Source organism: Aureimonas ureilytica (genome assembly GCF_001475935.1).
In the GTDB taxonomy this organism is placed as follows: Bacteria; Pseudomonadota; Alphaproteobacteria; order Rhizobiales; family Rhizobiaceae; genus Aureimonas; species Aureimonas ureilytica_A.
The window spans coordinates 1-24,092 of the sequence record NZ_LDQA01000017.1 but is presented as its reverse complement, the minus strand read 5'-3'; the positions used below and the strand labels follow the sequence as shown (position 1 = coordinate 24,092).

26 protein-coding genes and 3 tRNA genes are annotated in these 24,092 nt (G+C 63.9%); 19 read left to right on the top strand and 10 right to left on the bottom strand.

All coding sequences use genetic code 11. The features are described 5' to 3' along the window. Nucleotides 1–29: 29 nt before the first annotated feature. Nucleotides 30–1,211 (bottom strand): hypothetical protein, encoded by a 1,182-nt coding sequence (locus tag NS365_RS07325; protein WP_058599626.1) that lies wholly within the window; start codon nt 1,209–1,211, stop codon nt 30–32. Between the two features lie 216 nt (nt 1,212–1,427). On the opposite strand from NS365_RS07325, the gene parC reads away from it, so the two are divergent. Next, a complete protein-coding gene (parC, locus tag NS365_RS07320; RefSeq protein WP_058599625.1) occupies nt 1,428–3,674 on the top strand; it encodes a DNA topoisomerase IV subunit A in 2,247 nt (748 codons plus the stop codon). Nucleotides 3,675–3,723: 49 nt separating this feature from the next. Here parC and NS365_RS07315 read toward each other — a convergent pair whose 3' ends face one another. From NS365_RS07315 to hemB, 3 genes are all read right to left on the bottom strand, one after another. Then, nucleotides 3,724–4,503 carry an arginyltransferase gene (locus NS365_RS07315; protein WP_058599624.1) on the bottom strand — a complete coding sequence of 260 codons (780 nt, stop codon included), beginning with the start codon at nt 4,501–4,503 and terminating at the stop codon, nt 3,724–3,726. 124 nt (nt 4,504–4,627) lie between these two features. Beyond that, nucleotides 4,628–5,092, bottom strand: coding sequence for an RDD family protein (locus tag NS365_RS07310; RefSeq protein ID WP_058599623.1), 465 nt, complete (start codon nt 5,090–5,092; stop codon nt 4,628–4,630). A 65-nt stretch (nt 5,093–5,157) separates the two neighbouring features. Continuing rightward, nucleotides 5,158–6,180, bottom strand: a complete 1,023-nt coding sequence (gene hemB / locus NS365_RS07305; RefSeq protein WP_058599637.1) for a porphobilinogen synthase — start codon at nt 6,178–6,180, stop codon at nt 5,158–5,160. Nucleotides 6,181–6,454: 274 nt separating this feature from the next. On the opposite strand from hemB, the gene NS365_RS07300 reads away from it, so the two are divergent. The 9 genes from NS365_RS07300 (at nt 6,455) to nusB (ending at nt 13,963) form a co-directional block, all read left to right on the top strand. Further along, nucleotides 6,455–6,880, top strand: coding sequence for a DUF6163 family protein (locus NS365_RS07300; RefSeq protein WP_058599622.1), 426 nt, complete (start codon nt 6,455–6,457; stop codon nt 6,878–6,880). A 160-nt stretch (nt 6,881–7,040) separates the two neighbouring features. After that, nucleotides 7,041–7,550, top strand: coding sequence for a transcriptional regulator LdtR (ldtR, locus tag NS365_RS07295; RefSeq protein ID WP_058599621.1), 510 nt, complete (start codon nt 7,041–7,043; stop codon nt 7,548–7,550). Nucleotides 7,551–7,880: 330 nt separating this feature from the next. Next, nucleotides 7,881–9,212 (top strand): L,D-transpeptidase family protein, encoded by a 1,332-nt coding sequence (locus NS365_RS07290; protein ID WP_058599620.1) that lies wholly within the window; start codon nt 7,881–7,883, stop codon nt 9,210–9,212. A 161-nt stretch (nt 9,213–9,373) separates the two neighbouring features. After that, complete coding sequence (glyA, locus tag NS365_RS07285; RefSeq protein ID WP_058599619.1) at nt 9,374–10,693, top strand: serine hydroxymethyltransferase; 1,320 nt, start codon at nt 9,374–9,376, stop codon at nt 10,691–10,693. Between the two features lie 9 nt (nt 10,694–10,702). Then, nucleotides 10,703–11,185, top strand: a complete 483-nt coding sequence (gene nrdR, locus NS365_RS07280; protein WP_058599618.1) for a transcriptional regulator NrdR — start codon at nt 10,703–10,705, stop codon at nt 11,183–11,185. Beyond that, on the top strand, nt 11,172–12,263 hold the full coding sequence (ribD, locus tag NS365_RS07275; RefSeq protein ID WP_058599617.1) for a bifunctional diaminohydroxyphosphoribosylaminopyrimidine deaminase/5-amino-6-(5-phosphoribosylamino)uracil reductase RibD: 1,092 nt from the start codon (nt 11,172–11,174) through the stop codon (nt 12,261–12,263). Before nrdR ends, ribD begins: the two co-directional genes overlap by 14 nt. Next, complete coding sequence (locus tag NS365_RS07270) at nt 12,263–12,877, top strand: riboflavin synthase (RefSeq protein ID WP_058599636.1); 615 nt, start codon at nt 12,263–12,265, stop codon at nt 12,875–12,877. Before ribD ends, NS365_RS07270 begins: the two co-directional genes overlap by 1 nt. A 141-nt stretch (nt 12,878–13,018) precedes the next feature. Next, nucleotides 13,019–13,465 carry a 6,7-dimethyl-8-ribityllumazine synthase gene (locus NS365_RS07265; RefSeq protein WP_058599616.1) on the top strand — a complete coding sequence of 149 codons (447 nt, stop codon included), beginning with the start codon at nt 13,019–13,021 and terminating at the stop codon, nt 13,463–13,465. 3 nt (nt 13,466–13,468) lie between these two features. After that, nucleotides 13,469–13,963, top strand: coding sequence for a transcription antitermination factor NusB (nusB, locus tag NS365_RS07260; protein WP_058599615.1), 495 nt, complete (start codon nt 13,469–13,471; stop codon nt 13,961–13,963). A 125-nt stretch (nt 13,964–14,088) separates the two neighbouring features. Here nusB and NS365_RS07255 read toward each other — a convergent pair whose 3' ends face one another. Next, nucleotides 14,089–14,619: an outer membrane protein assembly factor BamE gene (locus NS365_RS07255; RefSeq protein WP_058599614.1), complete on the bottom strand. Its 531-nt coding sequence runs from the start codon at nt 14,617–14,619 to the stop codon at nt 14,089–14,091. 144 nt (nt 14,620–14,763) lie between these two features. Here NS365_RS07255 and NS365_RS07250 point away from each other — a divergent pair, with 144 nt between their 5' ends. The 6 genes from NS365_RS07250 to NS365_RS07225 all read left to right on the top strand — a co-directional run bounded on the left by NS365_RS07250 (nt 14,764) and on the right by NS365_RS07225 (nt 19,022). Continuing rightward, a complete protein-coding gene (locus tag NS365_RS07250; protein WP_058599613.1) occupies nt 14,764–15,303 on the top strand; it encodes a ubiquinol-cytochrome C chaperone family protein in 540 nt (179 codons plus the stop codon). Then, the gene (locus NS365_RS07245; protein WP_058599612.1) at nt 15,303–15,869 is read left to right on the top strand and encodes a YceD family protein; all 567 of its coding nucleotides are present in this window, start codon (nt 15,303–15,305) and stop codon (nt 15,867–15,869) included. The genes NS365_RS07250 and NS365_RS07245 overlap by 1 nt, the downstream gene beginning before the upstream one ends. A 71-nt stretch (nt 15,870–15,940) precedes the next feature. Beyond that, nucleotides 15,941–17,032, top strand: a complete 1,092-nt coding sequence (gene plsX / locus NS365_RS07240; protein ID WP_082640520.1) for a phosphate acyltransferase PlsX — start codon at nt 15,941–15,943, stop codon at nt 17,030–17,032. A gap of 2 nt (nt 17,033–17,034) precedes the next feature. After that, nucleotides 17,035–18,003, top strand: coding sequence for a beta-ketoacyl-ACP synthase III (locus NS365_RS07235; RefSeq protein ID WP_058599634.1), 969 nt, complete (start codon nt 17,035–17,037; stop codon nt 18,001–18,003). Between the two features lie 118 nt (nt 18,004–18,121). Then, on the top strand, nt 18,122–18,463 hold the full coding sequence (locus tag NS365_RS07230; protein ID WP_058599611.1) for an integration host factor subunit alpha: 342 nt from the start codon (nt 18,122–18,124) through the stop codon (nt 18,461–18,463). A gap of 16 nt (nt 18,464–18,479) precedes the next feature. Beyond that, nucleotides 18,480–19,022 carry a MerR family transcriptional regulator gene (locus NS365_RS07225; protein ID WP_058599633.1) on the top strand — a complete coding sequence of 181 codons (543 nt, stop codon included), beginning with the start codon at nt 18,480–18,482 and terminating at the stop codon, nt 19,020–19,022. Nucleotides 19,023–19,092: 70 nt separating this feature from the next. On the opposite strand, the gene NS365_RS07220 is transcribed toward NS365_RS07225, so the two are convergent. Next, complete coding sequence (locus NS365_RS07220; RefSeq protein WP_153003690.1) at nt 19,093–19,566, bottom strand: hypothetical protein; 474 nt, start codon at nt 19,564–19,566, stop codon at nt 19,093–19,095. A gap of 181 nt (nt 19,567–19,747) precedes the next feature. Here NS365_RS07220 and NS365_RS07215 point away from each other — a divergent pair. Then, nucleotides 19,748–19,824 (top strand) — tRNA-Pro (locus NS365_RS07215). A gap of 175 nt (nt 19,825–19,999) precedes the next feature. Then, nucleotides 20,000–21,808: a glycoside hydrolase family 15 protein gene (locus NS365_RS07210; RefSeq protein WP_058599609.1), complete on the top strand. Its 1,809-nt coding sequence runs from the start codon at nt 20,000–20,002 to the stop codon at nt 21,806–21,808. 21 nt (nt 21,809–21,829) lie between these two features. On the opposite strand, the gene NS365_RS07205 is transcribed toward NS365_RS07210, so the two are convergent. Continuing rightward, nucleotides 21,830–21,904: transfer RNA gene (locus NS365_RS07205), tRNA-Gln, on the bottom strand. A gap of 172 nt (nt 21,905–22,076) precedes the next feature. On the opposite strand from NS365_RS07205, the gene NS365_RS07200 reads away from it, so the two are divergent. Continuing rightward, nucleotides 22,077–22,153: transfer RNA gene (locus tag NS365_RS07200), tRNA-Pro, on the top strand. 172 nt (nt 22,154–22,325) lie between these two features. Here the strand turns inward: NS365_RS07200 and NS365_RS07195 are convergent. The 3 genes from NS365_RS07195 to NS365_RS07185 form a co-directional block, all read right to left on the bottom strand. Then, nucleotides 22,326–22,577 (bottom strand): hypothetical protein, encoded by a 252-nt coding sequence (locus tag NS365_RS07195; RefSeq protein ID WP_058599608.1) that lies wholly within the window; start codon nt 22,575–22,577, stop codon nt 22,326–22,328. Then, a complete protein-coding gene (locus tag NS365_RS07190; RefSeq protein ID WP_058599607.1) occupies nt 22,574–23,119 on the bottom strand; it encodes a hypothetical protein in 546 nt (181 codons plus the stop codon). The genes NS365_RS07195 and NS365_RS07190 overlap by 4 nt, the downstream gene beginning before the upstream one ends. A 346-nt stretch (nt 23,120–23,465) precedes the next feature. Then, nucleotides 23,466–24,062 carry a phosphatase PAP2 family protein gene (locus NS365_RS07185; RefSeq protein WP_058599606.1) on the bottom strand — a complete coding sequence of 199 codons (597 nt, stop codon included), beginning with the start codon at nt 24,060–24,062 and terminating at the stop codon, nt 23,466–23,468. Between the last annotated feature and the right edge of the window lie 30 nt (nt 24,063–24,092).

The window sequence follows — 24,092 nt, the reverse complement described above, 5'->3', positions numbered from 1 at the left end:
CGTCGCAGGGTTGCGTGCGGAACGGTCGATCAGTTGCCCGAGCGCACCGACAGATTGAGAATCTGCGGCAGCGTCTGCGGCGCGCCCATGGCAGCCCCCAGAATTTGCGTCGCCGGAACCGGGCTCGGCGGCGCGATGGAAATCGCGATCGAACGGGGGTTCTGAAGGAAGCTGCGAACGGCGTCCGTCACCTGCGCCTGGAAGGTGGGATTCTGGAGATAGGCCAGCGCCAGCGGCAGGCCGCCGACGAGTTGGTCCACCAGCTGCGGGCGCGTCGTGTTGTTCTCCTTGGCGTAATAGTCGAGCAGCTTGTTGGTCAGCGAGCGGTCGGTGAAGGAGAGTTCGGCCGAGCGCAGATAGAGCTGCGAGATCAGCCCGATCACCGCCATGCCCGCGCCGTCGCTGGCTTGAGGGGATGCCTGCATCTGCTTGGACAGCTGCGCGAGCGACTGGATGAAGCTCGGCGTGTAGCCGGTGATCGTATAGGAGAAGGACAGGGCGCCCGCATTGTCCACTTCCAGCTGAAGCGGATCGAGAGAAAGCGCGCCGGTCTGCGGGTCCCACGCGCCCGAGCCGGTCAGATCACCGGTCAGCTGCGGATAGCCGAGCGCGACCAGCGGCGGCGTCTCGTTGCCTTCGGCCGTTGCCGTCGCGTCGAACAGGAAGCGGCCGACGCCGAAATTGGAGCGGTAGCCGCCATTGCCGGCCTGAAGATTCTCGATGCGCCCGTTCTCGACCGAGGCGAGCGTCTTGCCGGCGCGCTCCATGGTGGCGCCGCTCATCTGCGCGCGCTCGAAATAGAGCGGCGAAAGCGAGGCGGACTTGTCGTTGGTGCCCTTGATCTGAATCCCTTCGACCTGCACGCCCGACAGCGTGACCCGCGTCTCCTCCTCGGTCTGATCGACATCCGCGACCTGAAGGCGGCCGACGCGCCAGCCGTCCGGCGTCGATCCGGTGACGGTCTCGAAATGCAGATCGCCCAGCGCGACCGGCTGCGCGGCCTCGCCCTTCGCCGTCAGTTGCACGCCCTTCAGCGTGACATTGTCGTCGTCGGTCGCGACGCCGCTGTAGGACAGCGTCGTGTTCTGCTCGCCCAGCACGGCCTTCAACCGGTCGGCGAAGGCTTGCCCATCCACGGCGAAGGCGGAGGACGAACCGGCGAGGACAAGAGCCAGGCCCGCCAGAAGGCTGCGGGTGCGCAAAGCGGTCATGAGCGGGAAACCTTTCGAACGGACGGCGAAGCCGGAGCCGGGTTGGCGCGGATTCGGGCGATGCAAGGACGAGTTCCGCGCTAATATGGCGAATTCGGCCGGGAGTGTAAGCCCGCCACCCGCGTTTCTGCGCTTATGGTTGCGAGAGCCGCGAGAGGCCCGTCCTCGTTTTGTTCTTCCCTTGTTCGCGCCCGTCGATTGCGTTATCGAGCCCGCATGGGCAAGCCTGTAGATCCTCCCGCCGGCGGCGGCGACATCGAACCGATCGACCTGAAGACGGCGCTGGAAGAGCGCTATCTGGCCTATGCGCTATCGACCATCATGGGTCGCGCGCTGCCGGATGTGCGCGACGGTCTGAAGCCGGTGCATCGCCGCATCGTCCACGCGATGCGCGCGCTGAAGCTCGACCCCGATCAGGGATACAAGAAATGCGCCCGCATCGTCGGCGACGTCATGGGCAAGTTCCATCCGCATGGCGACGCCTCGATCTACGACGCGCTGGTGCGCCTCGCGCAGGACTTCTCGATCCGCTATCCGCTGATCGACGGGCAGGGCAATTTCGGCAATATCGACGGGGATAGCGCGGCGGCCATGCGCTACACCGAAGCGCGCATGACCGAGGTTGCGACCCTGATCCTGCGCGGGATCGACGAGAATGCCGTCGATTTCAAGCCGACCTATAACGAGGAAGACGAGGAGCCGGTCGTCCTGCCGGGCGCCTTCCCGAATCTTCTGGCCAATGGCGCCTCGGGCATTGCGGTCGGCATGGCGACCTCGATCCCGCCGCACAACGCGGCCGAGCTGTGCGACGCCGCGCTCAAGTTGATCGAAGATCCCGAGACCTCGCTCGACACGCTCCTGCGCTTCGTGCAGGGGCCGGACTTCCCGACCGGCGGCGTCGTGGTGGACAGCGCGGAAATCATCCGCGAGGCCTATGCGACCGGGCGCGGCTCGTTCCGCGTTCGCGCCAAGTGGGAGAAGGAAGAGCAGGGGCGCGGCGGCTATGTCATCGTCGTCACCGAAATCCCGTTCCAGGTGCAGAAATCCCGGCTGATCGAGAAGATCGCGGACCTCCTGGTCGCCAAGAAGCTGCCGCTGCTCGGCGATATCCGGGACGAGTCCGCCGAGGATGTGCGCGTCGTTCTGGAGCCCAAGGCGCGCACGGTCGATCCCGAGCTTTTGATGGAATCGCTGTTCCGACTCACCGACCTCGAGTCGCGCATTCCGCTGAACATGAACGTCCTGTCGGGCGGCAAGGTGCCGAAGGTCATGTCGCTCAAGGAGGTTCTCTCCGAGTGGCTGGCGCATCAGCGCGAAGTCCTGGTTCGCCGCTCGCAGTTCCGCCTCGACCAGATCGAACGGCGACTGGAAATCCTCTCCGGCTATCTCATCGCGTTTCTGAATCTTGATGAGGTAATCCGCATCATCCGCGAGGAGGACGAGCCCAAACAGGTCATGATGCGGACCTTCGAGCTGAGTGACCTCCAGGCCGAATCGATCCTCAACATGCGCCTGCGCTCGCTGCGCAAGCTGGAAGAGTTCGAGCTTCGCCGCGAATTCGATCAATTGTCGGAAGAGAGGGCGGACAAGCAGGCGATGCTCGCTTCGGGCGAGTTGCAATGGCAGCGCGTGGCCGGCGAGGTCCGCGAGGTCCGCGAAACCTTCTCCAAGAAGACCAAGCTCGGCAAACGCCGCACCATCTTCGCCGGCGCGCCGGAACGCTCGCTGGACGATATCGCGGTGGCCCTGATCGAGAAGGAGCCGGTGACGGTCGTCCTGTCGCAAAAGGGCTTCCTGCGCGCCATGAAGGGCCATGGGGTCGATCTCTCGACGTTGGGCTTCCGTGAGGGCGATGGGCTGAAGATCGCCTTTCCGGCGATGACCACCGACAAGCTCGTGTTCCTGTCGACCAATGGTCGGGCCTTCACGCTCAACGCCGACAAGCTGCCGGGCGGGCGCGGGCAGGGCGATCCGATCCGGCTTCTGATCGAGTTGGAAGATGATCAGGACATCGCTCTCGGCTTCGTTGCCGATCCCGCGCAGAAGCGCCTCGTGGCCTCCACCGACGGCAACGGTTTCATCGTGCCGGAAGCCGAACTGATTTCGGGAACGCGCAAGGGCAAGCAGGTGCTGAACATCGCCGATCCCGCGCGCCTCGCCTGCGCCGAGCGGGTGACCGGCGACAGCGTGGCCGTTGTCGGCGAGAACCGAAAGATGGTCGTGTTCCCCTTGGCGCAGGTGCCCGAGATGCTTCGCGGCAAGGGCGTTCGCCTCCAACGCTATGCCGATGGCGGGCTGCTCGATCTGAAGATCTTCAACCTTGCCGAAGGCCTGACCTGGAACGACACGGCCGGCCGCCAGCATCAGCGCTCGGAAGCCGACCTGTTGGAATGGCGCGGCGACAGGGCTCAAGCCGGCCGGCTGGTGCCGAAGGGCTTCCCCAAGAGCGGACGTTTCACCTGACAAAAAAGCCGGCCTTCAAGGCCGGCTTTTTGATGGAGATGTGGCCGTGTCACTCGCCTTCGATGGGCGGGACTACGGCCGTTTTGGGCTGATAGCGCTCCCAGCCCTTGGGCATCAGGTGCTCCTGCGGCTGGTAGCGGATCTTGTAATCCATCTTGCGCGAGCCATCGACCCAATAGCCGAGGTAGAGATAAGGCAGGCCGAGGGCACGCGCGCGCTCGATGTGGTCGAGGATCATATACGTGCCGAGCCCGCGCTGCGGCTCGTCCGGGTCGAAGAAGGAATAGACCATCGACAAGCCGTCGCCCATGACATCGGTCAGCGCGACGGCTTTCAGCGCGCCGTCCGAGCGCGGGGAAAAGGCGGAATCCGGCCCCTTGCGGCGATACTGGATGATCCGCGTATCGACCTGGCTGTCCTCGATCATCATTGCGTAGTCCATGACGGACATTTCCGACATGCCGCCCTGCGTGTGGCGCGCGTCGAGATAGCGGCGGAACAGGGCATATTGTTCGCTGGTCGGCTCGGCCTCGGCCATGCGCCCCACGAGATCGGAATTGGCAGCCCAAGTTCGGCGCATGGATTTGGCGGGCTTGAACTCGTCCACGAGGATGCGGATCGACACGCAGGCCCGGCAGCGTTCGCAGGCGGGGCGATAGGCGATGTTCTGCGAGCGACGAAAGCCGCCCTGCGTCAGAAGATCGAGAAGCTCCGGCGCGCGGTGCCCGACGAGATGCGTGAAGACCTTTCGTTCGAGCTGGCCAGGCAGATAAGGGCAGGTCGAAGGCGAGGTCAGGAAGAATTGCGGAGTCTGGGGATGCGCCGTCATGAGTTCCGACCGCCTCGTCGTGCATCCGCCAGCGAAAGGAGGCCGCTGGCGGGATGTCCCAGTTTGGAACCTGGAGCTTGCGTTGAAAAGACCGCTCGGACGCTTCCGCGCGCCGGGCGCCCGATCAGCTTCGGCGCACGACCACGGTGCCCAGAAGAAGGTCCTGGAGCAGCTGCTTGCGCGGTGTGAAGAGCGCGAGAAGAACGATGAAGCCCGAGGTCAGCGTTCCGGCGACCCAGAACAGGATGCTGTGCGCGGCTCCCATGCCGACATCCACCCGTTCGCCGTCCAAGCGCTCGAGGCGAAGGTCGAAGAGACGCATCCCCGGCGTCGCCTGAGCGCTTCCACCCAGCGTGAAGCTCACATAGGGCAAGGCCACCAGCGGAAACAGGATGGCATAGAGCATCCAGCCGAGCCCGAAGGTGACGATCCCCAGCAGACCCACCACGAAGAAGGCGGGGACGCAAAGCAGGAGCACGATCGAGTAATCGACGAGAAAGGCCATCATGCGCCGCGTGCGCACGCCCGAATAGGCGCGCGGCTGGTCGAGCCAGGAGGCGGCGGGCTGGAAAGGGGCGGTATTGCTCATCGGCGCGGAGTTCCTTTGTTCTTGTACGAAAAGATGGGAAGCCCGCGCCCCATTCGCAACGACGTTCAGCGCTGCTGAAGCGCTTCGGCGACGCGCGGCGAGAAATAGCTGAGAACGCCGCTGGCGCCCGCGCGCTTGAAGGCGCGCAAGGTCTCGAACATCGCCTTGTCGCCGTCGATCCAGCCGTTCTGCGCCGCTGCCATGATGACCGAATATTCGCCCGAGGTCTGATAGGCGAAGGTCGGCATCCGAAATTCCTCGACCAGTTTGGCAAGGATGTCGAGATAGGGCAGGCCGGGCTTGACCATGATCATGTCCGCGCCCTCGGCAATGTCCTGCGCGGCCTCGCGGATCGCCTCCGCCGCATTGCCCATGTCCATCTGGTAGGTCCGCTTGTCGCCCTTCAGAGCGCCGGTCGAGCCCACCGCGTCCCGGAATGGCCCGTAGAACGCGGAGGCATATTTGGCGGCATAGGACATGATCATCGTGTCGCGCAGACCCTCTCCATCGAGCGCCGCGCGAATGCAGGACACCCGTCCGTCCATCATGTCGGAGGGGCCGATAATGTCGCAGCCGGCTTGCGCCTGAACCACGGCCTGCCGACAGAGAAGCTCGACCGACTCGTCGTTGAGAATTCGCCCCTCGCGCACCACCCCGTCATGCCCGTGGCTCGTATAGGGATCGAGCGCGACGTCGCAGAGAATACCGATCTCGGGAACCGCGTCCTTGATGGCGCGTGTGGCGCGGCACACGAGATTGTCGGCGTTCAGCGCCTGCGAGCCGGTTTCGTCGCGCAGCTCCGGGTTGGTGAAGGGAAACAGCGCGATCACGGGAATGCCCAGATCGGCCGCCCGCTGCGCCGCCTCGACGCAGCCTTTGACGGAATAGCGGAACACGCCGGGCATGGAGGCCACGGGCTCCGGCGCGCCGTCTCCTTCGCGCACGAAGATAGGCCAGATCAGATCGTTGACGCTGACATCGCTCTCGCGCACGAGCCGGCGCACCCAGTCGTTCTGTCGAAGGCGTCGCAGGCGCGTGCCGCCCGTTACCTGATCGATCGTGCGCGCGAGAGAGCTTTCGTTCTTCATGTCGGGGCCGCTCATGCTGATGGAATCGTGAAAACGCCGTCGAAGCGGGTGGTCGCGGGTCGGCCGCCCATTCCGCCCGCTAGATAGACCCGCATCCGTCCTGACGAAACCGTGCAGCGGGAAAAAACCATCGCACCCTGCCATCGTGCGATCCGATGCTCTACGTCTGGAACGAGACGGGCCAGCGTGCCGGTTTCTGGCCACGGGACGATGACATGACCGCATTCACCTTCGATCTGCCGAACGCTCCAACAGGGCGCGGCGGGCGTCAGCGATGACGATCGAACTGTTCAAGCCCGACCCGGAAGCGAGCCTCAACCGGGCGTTGACGGCGTGGCTATGCCGAATCGCGGGGCTCGCGTTGTTTGGCATGGGCCTGTTCTACTGGGTGAGGCTGATCGGCATCTTCGATGGTCCGCTCTGGCGGTTCGACTTGATGCCGGTTTGGTGGCGCTTCGCGGCGCCCACGCTTGCCGTTCTCTATCCCATCGCCGGCATCGGCCTGTGGATGGTCACGTCCTGGGGCACCGTCATTTGGGTTCTGTTGACCCTGGTCGAGGCACTGATGCATTTCGGCTTTCCCCATCTCTTCGGGGCTGAGCTTCTGGCGGTTGGGCTCAATGCCGGTGGGCTGGCGTTGCTCGCCATGCTGCGGCTCGTCGCCTTCGTCGAGACGCGGCGCAAGGCTCGTTCGAATTGATTCTTTGATTATGACCAATCGTTAAGCAAAAATAGTAAACGCTGAAGGATAGAATTCGTTAACAGTGACGTTTAAGTCGAATTTTAGGGGCGCCCCGTAGATTGGGTTTCAAGAAAAGGTCCAAAAGAGGCCTTCGCCAAGCAACAACGGAGCCGTTCCCATGTCAACGACGCCCGCCCGCCGCGATATGCAGTCGATGGTCGAGAAGGTCGAACTGAAGTCTCTTTACCTCGAAACGCTCCAGCTGGTGGAGCGGCTTCACCGTCGCCTGCTGGATGTGATCAAGGACGAATTCGACCGCAACGGTCGCACCGACATCAACGCCGTGCAGGCGCTTCTTCTGTTCAATATCGGCGATGCCGTTCTGACCGCGGGCGAGCTGCGCTCGCGCGGTTTCTATCTCGGCTCCAACGTCTCGTACAATCTGAAGAAGCTCGTGGAACTCGGCTTCATCGACCATCAGAAGTCCCGCGTCGATCGCCGCGCCGTGCGCGTGTCCTTGACCAAGGCCGGGCGCGAGGTCGCCGAAATCGTCGCCGAGCTGTATGACCGCCATATCGGCTCGATCGACAAGGTCGGGGGACTCGACGAAGGCGAATTCCAGAAGATGAACAAGTCGCTGCAACGCCTCGACCGCTTCTGGAACGACTCCATCATGTATCGTCTCTGAGACGAGCGGGAGGGCGCGTCCTCCAGTCCGCGTTCTTCCACGCCGCCCTGCGACCGTCGTTCCGGTCGCGGGGTGTTTTGCATTTGCGTTGACCCGTGCTCCTATGCGAGCCGCATGAGCATTTCGGCAACAGACGATCGCCCTCTCGCTCGTGTGTCCGCGATGACCGGCCGGGTTCACGCTTTCGCCCTATTTCGATGCGCTTTCAAAGCCATGTCACTCGCGACCCTTGTTCGCGAGATCGTGTGCCGCTCGTTTCACTTTGGTTTACCATGCGTCCTTTATGAAAAGGCAAGCATGAACGAGCGAGAACCATATCGAGAGGGTTTCATGACGAAGAGCGAGACCGACCGGATGCAGAATGGCTTGTCGCGGCGCCGTTTTCTGGCGGGTGCGGCGACCGCAGCCGGCGCGGCGGCTTTTGCGGGGGCCGCGCGCGCCCAGAGCGCGCTGGACGGTGTTCTGGCCGCGCCCAATCGCGGAGGCTGGACGGACCAGTTCGACACGCGCGCGGCGAGCGTGCGCAATGTCGCCTCCTATCAGCCGGTCTTTTCGCCTGAAACGCTGAGCTCGATGCAGCAGGCGGCCGGCCATTATCAGGAGATCGTCAACGCGGGCGGCTGGCCGAGCATTCCCGATGCCGGCAAGCTGGCGGTGGGCGCGGAAAGCCCGGCGGTTCCCGCGCTGCGCCAGCGCCTCGCCATCTCCGGCGATCTGGATCGCCAAGCCGGCAACTCGACGGCCTTCGACACCTATGTCGATGCGGCGGTGAAGCGTTTCCAGGCGCGCCACGGTCTGCCGGCCGACGGCACGGTGGGCGAATACACGTGGAAGGCGCTGAACGTGCCGGCCGACGTGCGCCTGAATCAGCTCTACAAGAACATCGACCGTCTCCAGAAGATTCAGCCCGATGTCGGCCGGTTCGTGATGGTCAACATCCCCGCGGCCGCCATTGAGGCTGTCGAGAACGGCCGCGTGGTGCAGCGTCACACGGCGGTCGTTGGCAAGATCGACCGTCAGACGCCGATTCTCGACTCGAAGATCACCAATCTTAACCTCAATCCCTACTGGCATGCGCCGGCTTCGATCGTCCGCAAGGACATCATTCCGCTGATGCAGAAGGACCCGACCTACCTCACGCGCAACGACATCATCATCTACGGGCCGGATGGCGGCGTCATTCCGCCCGAATCCATCAACTGGCATTCGGACGAGGCGGTGAAATATCTGTTCCGCCAGAATCCGGGCCGAATGAACGCCATGTCGTCGGTGAAGATCAACTTCCCGAATCCTTATTCGGTCTACATGCACGACACGCCGCAGCAGAGCGTCTTCTCACAGCTGATGCGCTTCGAATCGTCGGGCTGCGTGCGCGTTCAGAACGTGCGCGACCTCATCGTCTGGCTGGCGAAAGACACGCCGGGCTGGGACCGCGCGGCGATCGAAAAGACGATCGCGGCCCGCACCAGGCAGGACGTGAACTTCCCGAACCCGGTGCCGCTGCACTTCACCTATCTCACGGCCTGGGCGACCGAGCCGACCGTGGTGCAGTTCCGCGACGACATCTACCATCTCGACGGCGACGCGCAGCTGGCCATGAATCGTCTCCAGACCACGGCCTATTCGGTCGGCGAGCAGGCGAGCGCCGACCTGCCTTACTGAATTTTTTCGCTGGATTTTTCCTGCTTACGACAAAACAGGTCGGACCTAGTGTCCGGCCTTTTTACGTTGGACATCATCCGGTTGGCCAAGGCTGCAGAACGTGTTAAGCGCGCGAAACCGGCCGGATATGGATCGTTTCCGGCGGCGATCAGGAGGTTCCCATGTCGCAAGCGCCCGTACTGGACACGTCGCCCCGTCACGACCCGTTCTTCGGCGACGGCATCGCGACTGTCGATCCCGATCTCTTTGCCGCGATGCGCAACGAGTTGCATCGCCAGCAGCATGAGATCGAACTGATCGCCTCCGAAAACATCGTCTCGCGCGCCGTGCTGGAAGCGCAGGGCTCGGTGCTGACGAACAAATATGCCGAGGGCTATCCTGGCCGTCGCTATTACGGCGGCTGCGAGTTCGTTGACGTGGCGGAGCAGCTGGCCATCGATCGCGCCAAGCAGCTGTTCGGCTGCGGCTTCGCCAATGTTCAGCCCAATAGCGGCTCGCAGGCCAATCAGGCCGTTCTCATGGCGCTGTCCAAGCCGGGTGCGACGATTCTGGGCATGAGCCTCGACGCTGGCGGCCATCTGACGCACGGTGCCAAGCCGAATCTTTCGGGCCGCTGGTTCAACGCGGTTCAGTACGGACTCGATCTCGAAACCGGCCTCATCGACTACGATCAGGTCGAGCGTCTGGCCCACGAGCACAAGCCCGACATCATCATCGCGGGCGGCTCGGCCTATTCGCGCCAGATCGATTTCGCGCGCTTCCGCCAGATCGCGGACGCGGTCGGCGCCTTCTTCTGGGTGGATATGGCCCATTTCGCCGGCCTCGTGGCGGGCGGTCAGCATCCGAGCCCGTTCCCGCACGCCCATGTCGCGACCTCGACCACGCACAAGACCCTGCGCGGCCCGCGCGGCGGACTCGTGCTGACCAATGACGAGGACATCGCCAAGAAGATCAATTCGGCGATCTTCCCCGGCCTGCAGGGCGGCCCGCTCATGCATGTGATCGCCGGCAAGGCCGTTGCCTTCGGCGAGGCGCTGCAGCCGAGCTACCGCACCTACATCAAGGCCGTGGTGGACAATGCCAAGGCGCTGGCCGCCGTGCTGCGCGATGGCGGTCTCGACATCGTCTCGGGCGGAACCGACACGCATCTGATGCTGGTCGATCTGCGCCCCAAGATGCTGACGGGCAAGGTGTCGGAAGTCGCGCTCGGCCGGGCCGGCATCACCTGCAACAAGAACGGCGTGCCCAACGACCCGGAAAAGCCGACCATCACCTCGGGTATCCGCGTCGGCACACCGGCTGCGACCACCCGCGGCTTCGGCACGGCGGAGTTCGAAGAGGTCGGCCGTCTGATCGTCGAGGTGCTCGACGGCCTGAAGTCGGCCAATTCCGATGAGGGCAATGCCAGCGTCGAGGCGGCTGTGAAGAGCAAGGTCGAGGCCTTGACCGAGCGCTTCCCGATCTACGCCAATCTCGGCTGATCGGCTTTCATGCGCTGTCCCTTTTGCGGCTCGCAGGACAGCCAGGTGAAGGATTCCCGCCCCGCCGAAGACGGCGGGGCGATCCGGCGCCGGCGAATCTGCCCGGACTGCAATGGCCGCTTCACGACCTTCGAGCGCGTGCAATTGCGCGATCTCATGGTGGTGAAGAAGTCGGGGCGGCGCGTGCCCTTCGAGCGCGAGAAGCTCGCGCGCTCGGTTCACACGGCCATGCGCAAGCGGCCCGTCGATCCCGAGCGGGCCGAGCGCATGATTTCCGGCATCATTCGCCAACTGGAATCCAGCGGCGAAACGGACGTGCCGTCCGAGCTGGTCGGGCGGCTGGTCATGGACGCGCTGCGTCAGTTGGACGATGTCGCCTATGTCCGCTTCGCTTCCGTCTATCGCGATTTCCGCGAGGCCAAGGATTTCGCATCGGTGATCGAGGAGCTGAAAAGCGATCCGATCGCCGCCTCCGACGATGACCGGGCCTGACATGCAGGCCGATGACGAACGCTGGATGGCCGCCGCGCTTCGCCTGTCGCGTCGCCATGTCGGCCTGACGGCGGACAATCCCTCTGTGGGCGCGCTGATCGTCTCAGGGGATGGGCGCGTGGTAGGGCACGGCGTGACGGCGCATGGCGGGCGGCCCCATGCCGAGCGCGTGGCGCTGGCCGAGGCAGGATCGGCTGCGCGCGGCGCCACGGCCTATGTGACGCTGGAGCCCTGTGCCCATCACGGGCGGACGTCGCCTTGCGCCGACGCGCTGGTGGAAGCGGGCGTGCGGCGGGTCGTGTATGGCGCGAGCGACCCCGATCCGCGCGTGAACGGCGAGGGCGCGGCGATCCTGCGCCGGGCCGGCGTTCTTGTGGACCAACTTTTACTTCCTCCGAACGGCGAGCGCTCCTTCGAGGGTTTCTTGTCGCGCATCCGGCGCGGCCGGCCCTTCGTTACCCTCAAGATGGCCGTCTCCAGCGAAGGTTTCGTCGGGCGCGTGGGTGAGGGGCAGGTGGCGATCTCGGGTGCGATCGCCCGGTGTCAGACCCATCTCCTGCGCGCGGAAATGGACGCGATTTTGGTGGGCTTTGGCACGGCGGTCGCGGATCGCCCGCTTCTGACCTGCCGTCTTCCGGGGCTGGAGTCTCGTTCGCCGCGACGGATCGTACTCGATCGCCATTTGCGCCTGCCGCTCGATCATCCGCTGATCGACACGGCGGAAAGCGTACCGACCTTCATCGCGACCGATGTCGCGGAGGCGGCGCGCCTCGCGCCCTTCGAAGCTCGCAAGGCGCGGATCATTAGCGCCGGAGCGGGGGATTTGCGGAGCTTTCTGATCGGTCTCGTGCCGCTCGGGATCGCGACCCTGCTTCTGGAGGGCGGTCCGATCCTTGCACAAAGCCTCCTGAAAGCCGATCTGGTGGATCGTGTGATCCTGGTTCGCTCGCGGCATGGGATCGGCGGCCCCGGTGTTGCGATGCCGGCAGGGTTGAACGCGTTGTCTGGCTTTCTCCGGAAAAGCGACGAAGAGTTCGGCGATGATCGCTGGATCGAATGGGAAAGGTCACCCCGCTGATGTTCACGGGTATCGTTTCGGATATAGGCCGTATCGTTTCCACTGAAGCGCTGGACGAGGGACGGCGCTTCCGGGTCGAAACGATCTACGATCCAAGCACCATTCTGATCGGCGCATCGATCAGCTGCTCGGGCGTTTGCCTGACGGTAACGAAGCTGCCCGAAAGCGGCACCAGCAGCCGCTGGTTCGAGATGGAGGCCTGGGAGGAGGCGCTGCGTCTGACGACGGCCGGTAGCTGGGGCGAGGGCACGCGGCTCAATCTGGAGCGGGCGTTGAAGGTCGGTGACGAGCTGGGGGGGCATCTCGTCTCCGGCCATGTGGACGGGCAAGCCCAGATCGTGGCGCGCGAGGACGAGGGCGAGGCCGTTCGCTTCACGCTCGAAGCGCCGGAGTCGCTCGCCCGCTATATCGCGCCCAAGGGCTCCGTCTGCCTCGATGGTACGTCGCTCACGGTGAATGGCGTGGACGATCGGCGTTTCGATGTTCTCCTGATCCGCCATTCGCTGGAAGTAACCACCTGGGGCGAAAAGAAGGTTGGCGATTCGGTGAACCTTGAGGTCGATCAGATTGCGCGCTATGCGGAACGTCTGTTCGGTACTGGCCGCGCCGCCTGACGTCGCGTGTTGCCGTATCGGTTAAGTTTCGGGCCGATCGGCTGATGCCGGCCGGCCCTTGCCTTTGTTGAATAGTCGCGTGCCGAGCCCGGTCCTCCCTCAGCCGAGTGTCGCCGCTTCGCTTATTGGAAGGTTCCCCGCATGTCGGCGCCGCATATTCTGGTCGTGGAAGCTCGTTTCTACGATCACCTCGCAGACTTCCTCCTTGAAGGCGCCAAGGCGCATCTCGACGCCGCTGGCGCGACCTATGAGGTCGTGACCGTTCCTGGCGCTCTGGAGATCCCAGCGGCCATCGCCTTCGCTCTCGCCGGCGCCGAAGAAGGCGGGCGTGAGTATGACGGTTTCGTCGCCCTTGGTTCGGTGCTTCGCGGTGAGACCTATCACTTCGAGGTCGTGTCCAACGAGTCCAGCCGCGCCATCATGGACCTGACGGTGCAGGACGGTGTGGCCATCGGCAACGGCATTCTGACGGTCGAGAACGAGGCGCAGGCGCTGGAGCGCGCGCGGCCCGATCGCAAGAACAAGGGTGCGGCGGCAGCCGAAGCGGCGCTCACCATGATCGCTCTGCGCCAGCGATTTGGGGGCTGAGCCATGTCCGACGTCGATCCGAAAACCGTGCGCCCCGCCAACAAGCGCGGCGCGGCGCGCCTCGCCGCCGTTCAGGCGCTCTATCAGATGGATGTGGGCGGAACGAGCCTTCTCGAAACGGTGGCGGAATACGAATCCTTCCGCCTCGGCCGGGAACTGGACGGGGACATGTATCGCGAGGCCGACGCGGCCTGGTTCCGCGACATCGTCTCCGGCGTCGTGCGCGCGCAGACCACGATCGACCCATTGATCCATTCGGCGCTGACCTCCGACTGGCCGCTGTCGCGCCTCGACACGACGTTGCGCGCCATCCTGCGCGCCGGAGCCTACGAGGTGACGAGCCGCAAGGATGTGCCGACGGCGGTGATCGTCAGCGAATATGTCGATATTGCCAAGGCTTTCTACGGCGACGAAGAACCGCGCCTCGTCAACGCCGTGCTCGACCGCGTCGCGCGCAACGCGCGGGGCGATGCTCGCGGACCAAGCGCCCGCTCTTGAAGCCGACGGCCGGTTCTTCGCCGGCCTTCCATCTTCGATAAACCAAAGGCCGCTCGGCAATATGCCGGCGGCCTTTTCGTTGGCGGGAGCCAAGCCGCAAAAGCGGCCTGCCCATCATCCGAAACTCAGCGGCCCGGCGAAACGCTGGAGCGGCCCATCTTTTCGAGAATGTCGCCGCCGGACGGTCCCTTGTCGGACAGGATCGAGCCGAGGAAGCTCGTGTCGCGGCCCGAAGTCGGCGTCGTGCGCGAGATGAAGTCGAAGATGCGACCGTTCTCGAGCCCGTAATTGGCGATGCGATCGACCGTGTTGTTCTTGTTGAAATAGATCGCGAGCACGCGCTGATCCACGAGGCGCGGGTTCATGAAGGCGACGGGGCGAACGCGCTTCTGCGAGATATAGTAGAAGACTTCGTTGTCGAAGGTCGCGGTCGTGGAAGGCGTGCCGAGCGCCAGAAGAACCTGCTCGCGGCTGGAGCCGACCGGCACCTGCGCCAGGGTCTGCTCATCCACGATATAGCCCTGATTATAGACCTGCGAGGTCTGGCACGCGCCAAGAGCCAAGCTGGCGCCGAGGCCTGCCGCCAGGGTCAGGGGACGCAAAACTCGTTTCAGATCGCTCACGCTGGCGCTACTCCCCGAACCTAGACAGCACATGACCGCCGCTTAGGGCCGGACATGGTCGGAAATTGAGGCAAATGCCCTCTAAATAGATGGCGACTTGGTAAAGCACCTTGGGAAGCGTTGCAATCGTACCGCGCCCGTGCGAACCGGATTGGGGATCAAGCAATAGGATGCGGAATGCTCGAAGCCTTCCGTCGCAGGCGTCGGAACCGGGATATCGTGGAGGCGATCTGGGATCAGGTCGTCGCGCGTGCGCGTCAGCCCGCCCGCTTCGAAGAGGGCGGCCTGCCGGACACGGTGATGGGGCGCTACGAATCGCTCTGCATCGAGGTTTTCCTCGTGTTGCGGCGATGCGGGCGCGACCCGTCGCTGGCGGAGTTCTCGCAGGATCTGGTGGATCGGTTCATGACCGATCTCGACCATTCGCTTCGCGAGCTGGGGATCGGCTATCTGGCGGTGCCCAAGCGCATGCGGGCGCTGGCCGCGCGCTTCTATGCACGCGTCGCCGCCATGGAAGGGCCGCTTTCGGTAGGCGATAGAGCGGCGCTGGCCGATGTTCTGCGCGCTGGCGCCTTCACGGATGCGCCGGGCGGGCGGGCCGATGCGGCCGAGCATCTCGCATCCCATATGATGGATGACGCGCGCTGGTACGACAGCCTGTCGGCCGACCGGCTGCTGGCCGGGCGCCTTGAAACAGACAGTGGAACGAAGGCCTGATGAATCGCTCTGAACCGAACCTGGAGCCGGCCCCCCTCAAGCTGGAGGTGGGCGTTGCCAAGCTGCCGCAGAACGGGATGCCGGTTCGCTTCGAGGCGAGCGAGGAGGAGCGCCGCGAGTTGACGGCGCTGCTCGGCATTCTCTCCGTCGACGCGCTGACCGCCGATCTGACGGTGCGCCGCTGGAAGCGCGATGGCGTCGAGGTCGAGGGCCGGCTGCGGGCAAAGGTGACGCAGGCTTGCGTCGTCACGACCGACCCCGTGCCGGAAGCGATGGACGAGCGGATCGAGGTCATCTTCGTGCCGGATGGCTCGAAACTCTCGCGCATCGCGCCGCAGGATGACGGCGAGCTTCATCTCGACCCGGAAGGCGCGGATATCCCTGAGACATTCACGGGCGATCGGATCGATCTCGGAGCCTATCTCACCGAGGTTGTCGGCCTCGCGCTCGATCCTTACCCGCGCTCGGACGGCGCGGAGTTTCAGGACATGGACACCGATCCCGATCCTCAGGGCGGGCGGGTCTCTCCCTTTGCGGCTCTTAGTCAGCTAAAGACGCGCGACTGACCGATCCGGTCCCCCCAACACCAGTCTTCGATAGGCCGGCCTTCGGCCGGATTGCGGAAAGCGAGCCCATTTTGGATTCCAAAGCCTCTATCACCCTCGCCCTGGATGCCATGGGCGGCGACCACGGCCCGGAGGTGATTCTGGCCGGAGCGCAGATAGCCCTGGAGCGGCACCCGGAGATGCGCTTCATTCTCTTCGGGCAGGAGGATGTGGTACGCCCGGTGCTGGCACGCCTGCCCAAGCTCGCGGCGCGCTCCGTGTTCCATCATTGCCCGGTGTCCGTGCGCATGGACGACAAGCCCTCGCAGGCGCTGCGTCAGGGTCGGCATAAGTCCTCCATGTGGAAGGCGATCGAGGCTGTGAAGACCGGGGAAGCGGATGTCGCCGTCTCGGCCGGCAACACCGGCGCGCTCATGGCCATGGCGAAATTCTGTCTACGCACGATGGCCAACATCGAACGGCCCGCCATCGCCGCGATCTGGCCGACGCTGCGGGGCGAAAGCATCGTGCTTGATGTCGGCGCGACAATCGGGGCCGATTCGCAGCAACTGATCGACTTCTCGGTGATGGGCGCGGCCATGGCCCGCGCGCTGTTCCATATCGAGCGCCCGACCGTCGGCCTCCTCAATATCGGTGTCGAGGAGGTCAAGGGCCAGGACGAGGTCAAGGAAGCCGGGCGTCTTCTCAAGGAAACGCCGATCGCCGGTCTCGATTACCGCGGCTTCGTGGAAGGCACCGATCTCGGCAAGGGCACGGTGGACGTGGTCGTCACCGAGGGCTTCACCGGCAATATCGCGCTGAAGACGGCCGAGGGCACTGCCAAGCAGATCGCGTCCTATCTGCGCGCCGCCATGACGCGGACCTGGATGGCCAAAATCGGCTATCTTTTCGCCAAGAGCGCCTTCGACCGGCTGCGCGACAAGATGGACCCCAACAAGGTTAATGGCGGCGTCTTCCTCGGCTTGAACGGCGTCGTCATCAAGAGCCATGGCAGCGCCGACGCCGAAGGCACGGCGGCCGCCATCGATGTGGCGCACGCCATGGCGGCCAACGGGCTCCTGGCCAAGATCGAGGCCGATTTCGGTCAAGTCTATACGCAGGTCGCCCCTGTAACGGACGCAGGAGAGCTTGAAGCCTCCGAACCCAAGGAAGCGCTTCAATGACCATTCTCCGCTCCGTCATCCTCGGAACCGGCTCGGCGCTGCCCCAGCGCGTCATGACCAATGCCGAGATGGAAAGCCTCGTCGAAACCAGCGACGACTGGATTCAGCAGCGCACCGGAATCAAGCAGCGCCATATCGCGGGCGAGGGGGAAACCACGGTTTCGCTGGGCGAGAGGGCCGCGCGAGAGGCTCTTGCCGCCGCCGGTCTGGCGCCAGACGATATCGACCTCATCATTGTGGCGACGGCAACGCCCGACAATACGTTTCCGGCCTCGGCCGTTCAGATCCAGCGCCGGCTCGGCATCACCGCAGGCTATGCGTTCGACCTACAGGCGGTATGCAGCGGCTTCGTCTATGCGCTGACGACCGCCGATCTGCACCTGCGCTCCGGTCTGGCGCGCCGAGCGCTGGTGATTGGCGCCGAGACCTTCAGCCGAATTCTCGACTGGACCGACCGAACGACCTGCGTCCTCTTCGGCGATGGCGCGGCTGCTGTGGTTCTGGAGCGGCGCGAAGAGGAGAGCGAGGCGGGGCGCGGCATTCTTACCGCCAAGCTGCGCTCGGACGGTTCGCATTTCGAGAAGCTTTACGTCGATGGCGGCCCGTCCACAACCGGCACGGTTGGTCAGCTCCGCATGGAAGGCCGCGAGGTCTTCAAGCACGCGGTCGGGATGATCACGGACGTGGTGGAGGATTCCTTTGCCGCTCTGGGCATCACGGCCGACGATATCGATTGGTTCGTGCCGCATCAGGCCAACCGCCGCATCATCGACGCCTCCGCCAAGAAACTCGGCATCGCGCCGGAAAAGGTGGTCATGACCGTAGATCGTCATGGCAACACCTCGGCAGCCTCCATCCCGCTCGCGCTCGACGTGGCGCGCCGGGACGGGCGCATCAAACCGGGCGATCTCGTGCTCCTCGAAGCGATGGGCGGTGGCTTCACCTGGGGTGCGGTGGTCGTCCGCTGGTAAGCTGACGGCTTGATTGCGCTACGTTTTTCGGTATTTTCGATTGTGATGGCGGATGTTTCCCGAGAGGCTGTGGGGGCCGGGAGCAACGTCGCGTCAGGAATTTGAGCAGGGGAAACGCATGGGCGACAGGACGTTGACGCGGGCCGATCTCGCCGAGGCGGTGTTCCGTAAGATCGGTCTCTCGCGCACCGAGTCGGCCTATCTCGTGGAGTCCGTTCTCGAAGAAATCTGCCTGACCATCGCCAAGGGTGAGGCGGTCAAGATCTCTTCCTTCGGATCCTTTCTCGTGCGAGCCAAGAACGAGCGCGTAGGTCGAAACCCCAAGACCGGCGAAGAGGTTCCGATCTCTCCGCGCCGCGTGGCCGTGTTCAAACCCTCCAACGTCATGAAGGACCGCATCCTGGCCGCGCATGACCGGCGCGTCCTGGCCGCCCAGCCGGCGCTGAAGGCTGCCGAGTGATGGCCCTGAAGGCATGATCGACAAGAGCGCCGACGCCTTTCGGACCATCAGCGAGGTGGCCGAGGATCTCGACCTGCCTCAGCACGTGCTTCGGTTCTGGGAAACTCGTTTTCCGCAGATTCGGCCGATGAAGCGGGGCGGGGGACGGCGCTATTACAGGCCCGACGATGTCGAGCTTCTCAAGGGGATTCGCTACCTCTTGTATGTCCGCGGTTTCACGATCCGCGGTGTTCAGCGAATTCTCAGGGAAAGCGGGCCTCGCGCTGTGATGGCGATCGGCGGCGGTGATCTCAGTGGCCTCGATCGGCTTCAGGCCGGGCGGGCAGGGCCGCCGTCCGCTGTCGTGGTCAACGCAGACATCGAAGAAGCCGGTGACGAAGTAATGCCAGTTTATACGCCGGAAAAGCCGCGCGGCGGCCTGTCAAATCTCCTGCGCCGTGAGCGCGACGGCGATATGTCGCCGAGCCCGGCTTCCCTGTCCGGCGATGCGGCGACGCGCCTCAATGGCGTGATTCTGGAGCTTCTGGAACTGAAGCGTCTTCTCGATCAGGTTCGCTGACAGCGGCGGCTCGGGCGGCCGTGGCTTTCTGACCGTGAACGCATCTTCCGATGCCGCCAACGATTTATCCCTAATCGACAGATCCGCGAAGAGCCGACTGCACCGCCGAAATATCGATGACCCTCGGCATCGCAATGACCGGGGCCATGCGCTGGCGCGCCTCCAAACGTTCGCTCAGGGATCGGCTGGTTGGTTCGTACTGACCGTCTGTCAATCGGTCCAGCCTGCGCAGCGAGGTCGGCATCAGCAGATCGTCGCGCCGGCTTACTTCCGCCACCCGAAGCCTGTCGAAGTGACCGGGCCGCAGCGACGCGTGAGCGTCGAGCGGCGTCTGGGGGGAGGGCGTTTCGACTTCGTAGGACGCCCGGACGCGGTCGTGTCGGTCGCGGCAGATTCTGTTCACCGGGCGGGAGGCCCGAGCCGATCCGTCCAGACATTGGCCGACCACAGGTCCGCTGGACGGCACGATGCGCGCACGCAAGGTGTAACCGCATGCTGAAAGCGCGACGAGACTTCCCATCAGTACGGCGAGTTTGCGGAACACGGCACAACCCCAGGCTTCGATAGGGTCCAAGCTAACGAGTATGGTTTAAAATGCCCTTACGCCGTGCCCATGGGCATCCGTCGAGACGGATGGCTCTTGAAACTGCGCCCTCGCATTTAGACGCGACGAATCTGCGAAAAGGCTTGCGTCCGGCGGGATCATCTTCTAGTGAGGGTCCAGTCGGAGCGTAGCGCAGCCTGGTAGCGCACCTGAATGGGGTTCAGGGGGTCGGAGGTTCGAATCCTCTCGCTCCGACCATCTCCGTGATTTCATCGTAGCGGTCTTTCTGCTCTATCGCTCGGATGGAGCGAAGTTTGCCTGCGGCCGATGACCGCTCGTGAAACCCGGTCGCCTCTACATACATTCGGTCAGGACCTTCATCACACCGGCATGGCGACTGCGCCCTGTCTGTCCGTCCTGAGTAACCGTCTCCATGCTGAAATCCTATCCCCGAACGGGGCCGTTCCCTGACCGGACCGAACTTGGGTATCTCCCGCTCTGTGGATATGCGGCCCTTGGCGATGGGCGTTCCGTAGCTTTGTCCGGCGCCGATGGGTCGATCGATTGGTGGTGCGTCCCCAATCTGGATTCGCCTCCGATGTTCGACCGCCTTCTGGCGGAGCAGAATGGCGGCTGCTTCCTGATCGCGCCCACTGAGCCCTTCACCACGAAGCGTGGCTATCGCGACGGAAGCAATGTCCACGAGACCGTCTTCACCACGGCCAGCGGACGCGCGGTCCTGACCGAGTCGTTGAATACGGGCCCGGGCGGGCGGCTGCCCTGGTGCGAGCTTGCGCGGCGGATCGAGGGGCTGGAAGGGCGTGTGGAGTTCACCGTTCGTCTGCGCTTCAGCACCCGGGCTGATTCCATCTGCCCCTATCTCTCCCGAAACGACAACGCCATGACCTTCCACGCGGGCGAGGTGCTTGGTCTGTTTCGCCATACGACAGGCGTCGAAATCCTGTCCGAAGAGGATGAAGGAATCGAAGCGCGGTTCTGCGTCGAGGCCGGCCAGCGCGAGATCGTTGCGATCATCGCGGGCCAGAACGAGCCTCTGGTTGTCGCCAAGATGGAGGAGATCGACCGGCGGATCGACGTGTCCGACAAGGAATGGCGCGAGTGGTCCGCCGAGATCGGCTATGATGGCTTGTTCGCGCCGGAGGTGATGCGCAGCGCTCTGGCGTTGAAGTTTCTGCTTTATTCTCCGACCGGCGCCATCGCGGCGGCGGCCACGACCTCCCTGCCGGAAGGAATCGGCAACCACAAGAACTACGATTACCGCTATGCCTGGGTCAGGGATGCCTCCTACACGATCAAGGCCTTCCTGCGGATCGGTGCCATGTCCGAAGCGAAGGCCGCCTTCACATGGCTGATCCATCGTCTCGAAGAGCATGGAACGCATGTCTGCTACCAGTTGAACGGTTCGCTCGTGGAGCCGGTGCAGGAGATCGATCTGCCGGGATACAGGAACAGCCGTCCGGTTGTTCGCGGCAATCAGGCGGCCAAACAGCTTCAACTCGGCGTCTACGGCGATCTGTTCGAGACGGCGGCCCGATTCGTGGCGGCTGGCCATATCATCGACCCGCATAGCGCCGAGGTTCTGGCGGACATCGCCGATACATGCGCGGACGCATGGCGACGCAAGGACGCCGGTATCTGGGAATTGAACGAACTCGAACATTACACCATGTCCAAGATCAGCGCGTGGCAGGGAATGGCGCGGGCGGCGGAACTTGCGGCCGGCGGTCATCTCCCTGCAACGTGTCAGCCGCGCTGGGAGCGGACGCGTGATCGGATCGCCGCCTGGATCGACGCGCATTGCTGGTGCGAGGAGCGTCAATCCTATCTCTTCTATCCCGGTAGCGACGCCTTCGACGCTTCGCTGGCGCTCGCAGTGCGCTTCGGTTTCGATGGTCGCGATCGTCTGGAGAAGACCATTCGGGCGATCGACCGGCATCTGAGTGCAGGCGCGTTCCACTATCGCTACAGCGGCGTCGAGTCGGACGAAGGCTGCTTCCTCGCCTGCTCCTTCTGGCATTGCGAGGCTTTGGCTCTCTTGGGTCATCGCGACGAAGCGGAGACCCGCTTCCGAGCCATTCTCGCAGGACTTGATCGGGGCTCGGGCATCTTCAGCGAGATGATCGATCCGTCAGACGGCACCTTCCTGGGGAACATGCCGCAGGGGCTGACCCATCTGGCCTTGATCCAGACGGCCGCAACGCTGTCAGGCAATGACATATGATAGGAGATTGATGAACACTCATGGCTGGGGCGCCTGGATTCGAACCAGGGGATGGCGGTACCAAAAACCGCTGCCTTACCGCTTGGCTACGCCCCAAAGGACCAAGATCAGTGCAAGGCTTCTATAGTCGGGCTTGGACGATCTGGCAACTGGCATGAGCGTTTGAAACGTCTCGATCGCCCTCTCCAAGGCGATCGAGAATTCTCTTCCGGAGACGTAGAAAGATGTTGCCGACTCAGGAGCCGTTGGCTATATCCCCACTCGGCCACGGAGTGTAGCGCAGCCTGGTAGCGCACCTCGTTCGGGACGAGGGGGTCGCAGGTTCAAATCCTGCCACTCCGACCACGCAACCCGCTGATCTGGTTGCAAATTTAATGGGCATTCCCGGTGCCTGACCTTTCAGCCGAATGATATGCCGAACGAAACCCCGACCCAGGTCGAGGTTTGAGCCCGTGTTCCGGCCCGCGCCTGGGCTCGGATGCGGGTCGAGGAGAGCGATTTAGGGGCTCAAATTCCGCTACTGCTCGAACATTTGCCGTCCGTCCCCGAACCGTTCGTCGGACAGCCGGTAGTTGTGCGATACCTTCCCCGATCCGTCGTCCCAGACGTATACGGAGTAGATGGTCTGTATCCCGTTCGCCTTCTGCGTCACACCGTACTCGTTCTCCGGCGTGTACTGGCGGAAGAGTCGCTCGACACGATAGTCCCGGTCCTCGTAGACGGCGTCGAGCGCATCGTCCGGCCGGCGCCAAGCGTAGTAGCGCCTCATCGCCTCCTTCTCGCCGAGATGGTGTTGTGATCGAATGCCCGCTCGATCGCTCGCTCCAGCACCTGCCTGTCCCGTGCCAGGTGCTCCTCTTTCCACGCGGCCGCCATGTACCGGTCGCCCTCCAGGATCGTGCCGAATTTCCCGACATCGACGTACCGCTCGACGATCTCCCGTCGTTCGTACTGCTGCGGATCGGTCGGGACGAAGTGACGAAGACCGAAGAGATCGAACTCCTCGAACCGCGGGTATTTCAGCGCCAAGGCCGTGCGCTCCGCCTCAATGCGCTCCTTCGGTCCGTCCCGGACGAGGCGCTGGAAATCGGCGACCGTCGCATGTGCATCCAGAAGCGCCTGCGAATCCTCTGCTAGGAGTGCCTGCGCCAGGCCCCGGCGGATTTCATAGAGATATCTGACCTCGGCCTCGATCCGGTCCCGCTCGGTCTTCTCGAACGCGGCTCGCATCTGAGCCTCGCCGCCCTTCGACATCGTGCGCCCGACGAGGAAGCCCACAACTGCGCTCCCGATCGCGAGCAGCCATTCCATTGCGATTCCCCTCCGTATCGGAAGTAGCAGCGCACGGCAGGCGGCCGGCTGGAACCAAGAAGGGGCCCAGGCTTGCCTCGCCTGGACCCCTCCGCACTTCAATAAGACCAACCGGAAGCCTCCGGATCAAAGTGGCCGCTTCTCTCGCAGTTGCTTAACGCGCCACCCTTCCTCAATGACGGTCGAGACGGAACGTGGGACGTGCCACGCCGATCCGCAACCCATATCCATCCGACGTTATTTCGGCTTGATTGTTCGAAACGAAGCGGTCGCGGCCGACTCTACCTGATGCGACGTCGATGGAGCAGCGGCGGTTGGGCTGCCGGCAAACGCCCGCCATGGGTTTCTAGCCTCGCCCCCTGATGACCCAAAGGGTGGTCCGGACGATCGCCTGCTCGAATCCGCGTTCGAGCAACAATGTCGCTGACCGGCCGAAGCGTCGATCGATCGAGCGAGCCGTCCATGTCGCGGCGATGGCGAGGATAAGAGCGCCGACCATGTCGAGCGGGAAGTGGATACCGAGATAGATGCGGGACCAAGCGACGATCAGGCCGGCGATACCGATGCATATGGCGTGGCGCCAGTGCCGCAGCGCCAGCATCGCAGCGGCATAGGTGAACATCACGAGCCCATGGTTGCTGGGGAAGGATGGGCTCTCCCGATGCGCGATCAACTGATGGCCGAGCGGGATCAGGAACGGACGCGGGGTCGGAAAGAGCGCGCCGATCGCGAAACTGATGGCGATCGCGATCAAAAGGGCGCTGGCCAACGTCAGCGCCTGTCGCCGAACGTGGTGCGTGCCAGCCAACCATAGGATCGCGAGGTGGAGGGGGATGAGCAGAACGACGTAGCGAGCCGCGATATAGGCCACCCATGCCGTTTTGTCCCAGCTCGGCGATCCGGCATTGATCGCGGCAAACAAGGTTTGATCGAGTGCGTTCATAGGCGAACGGCTTCCTAGGCTCAGGACCTA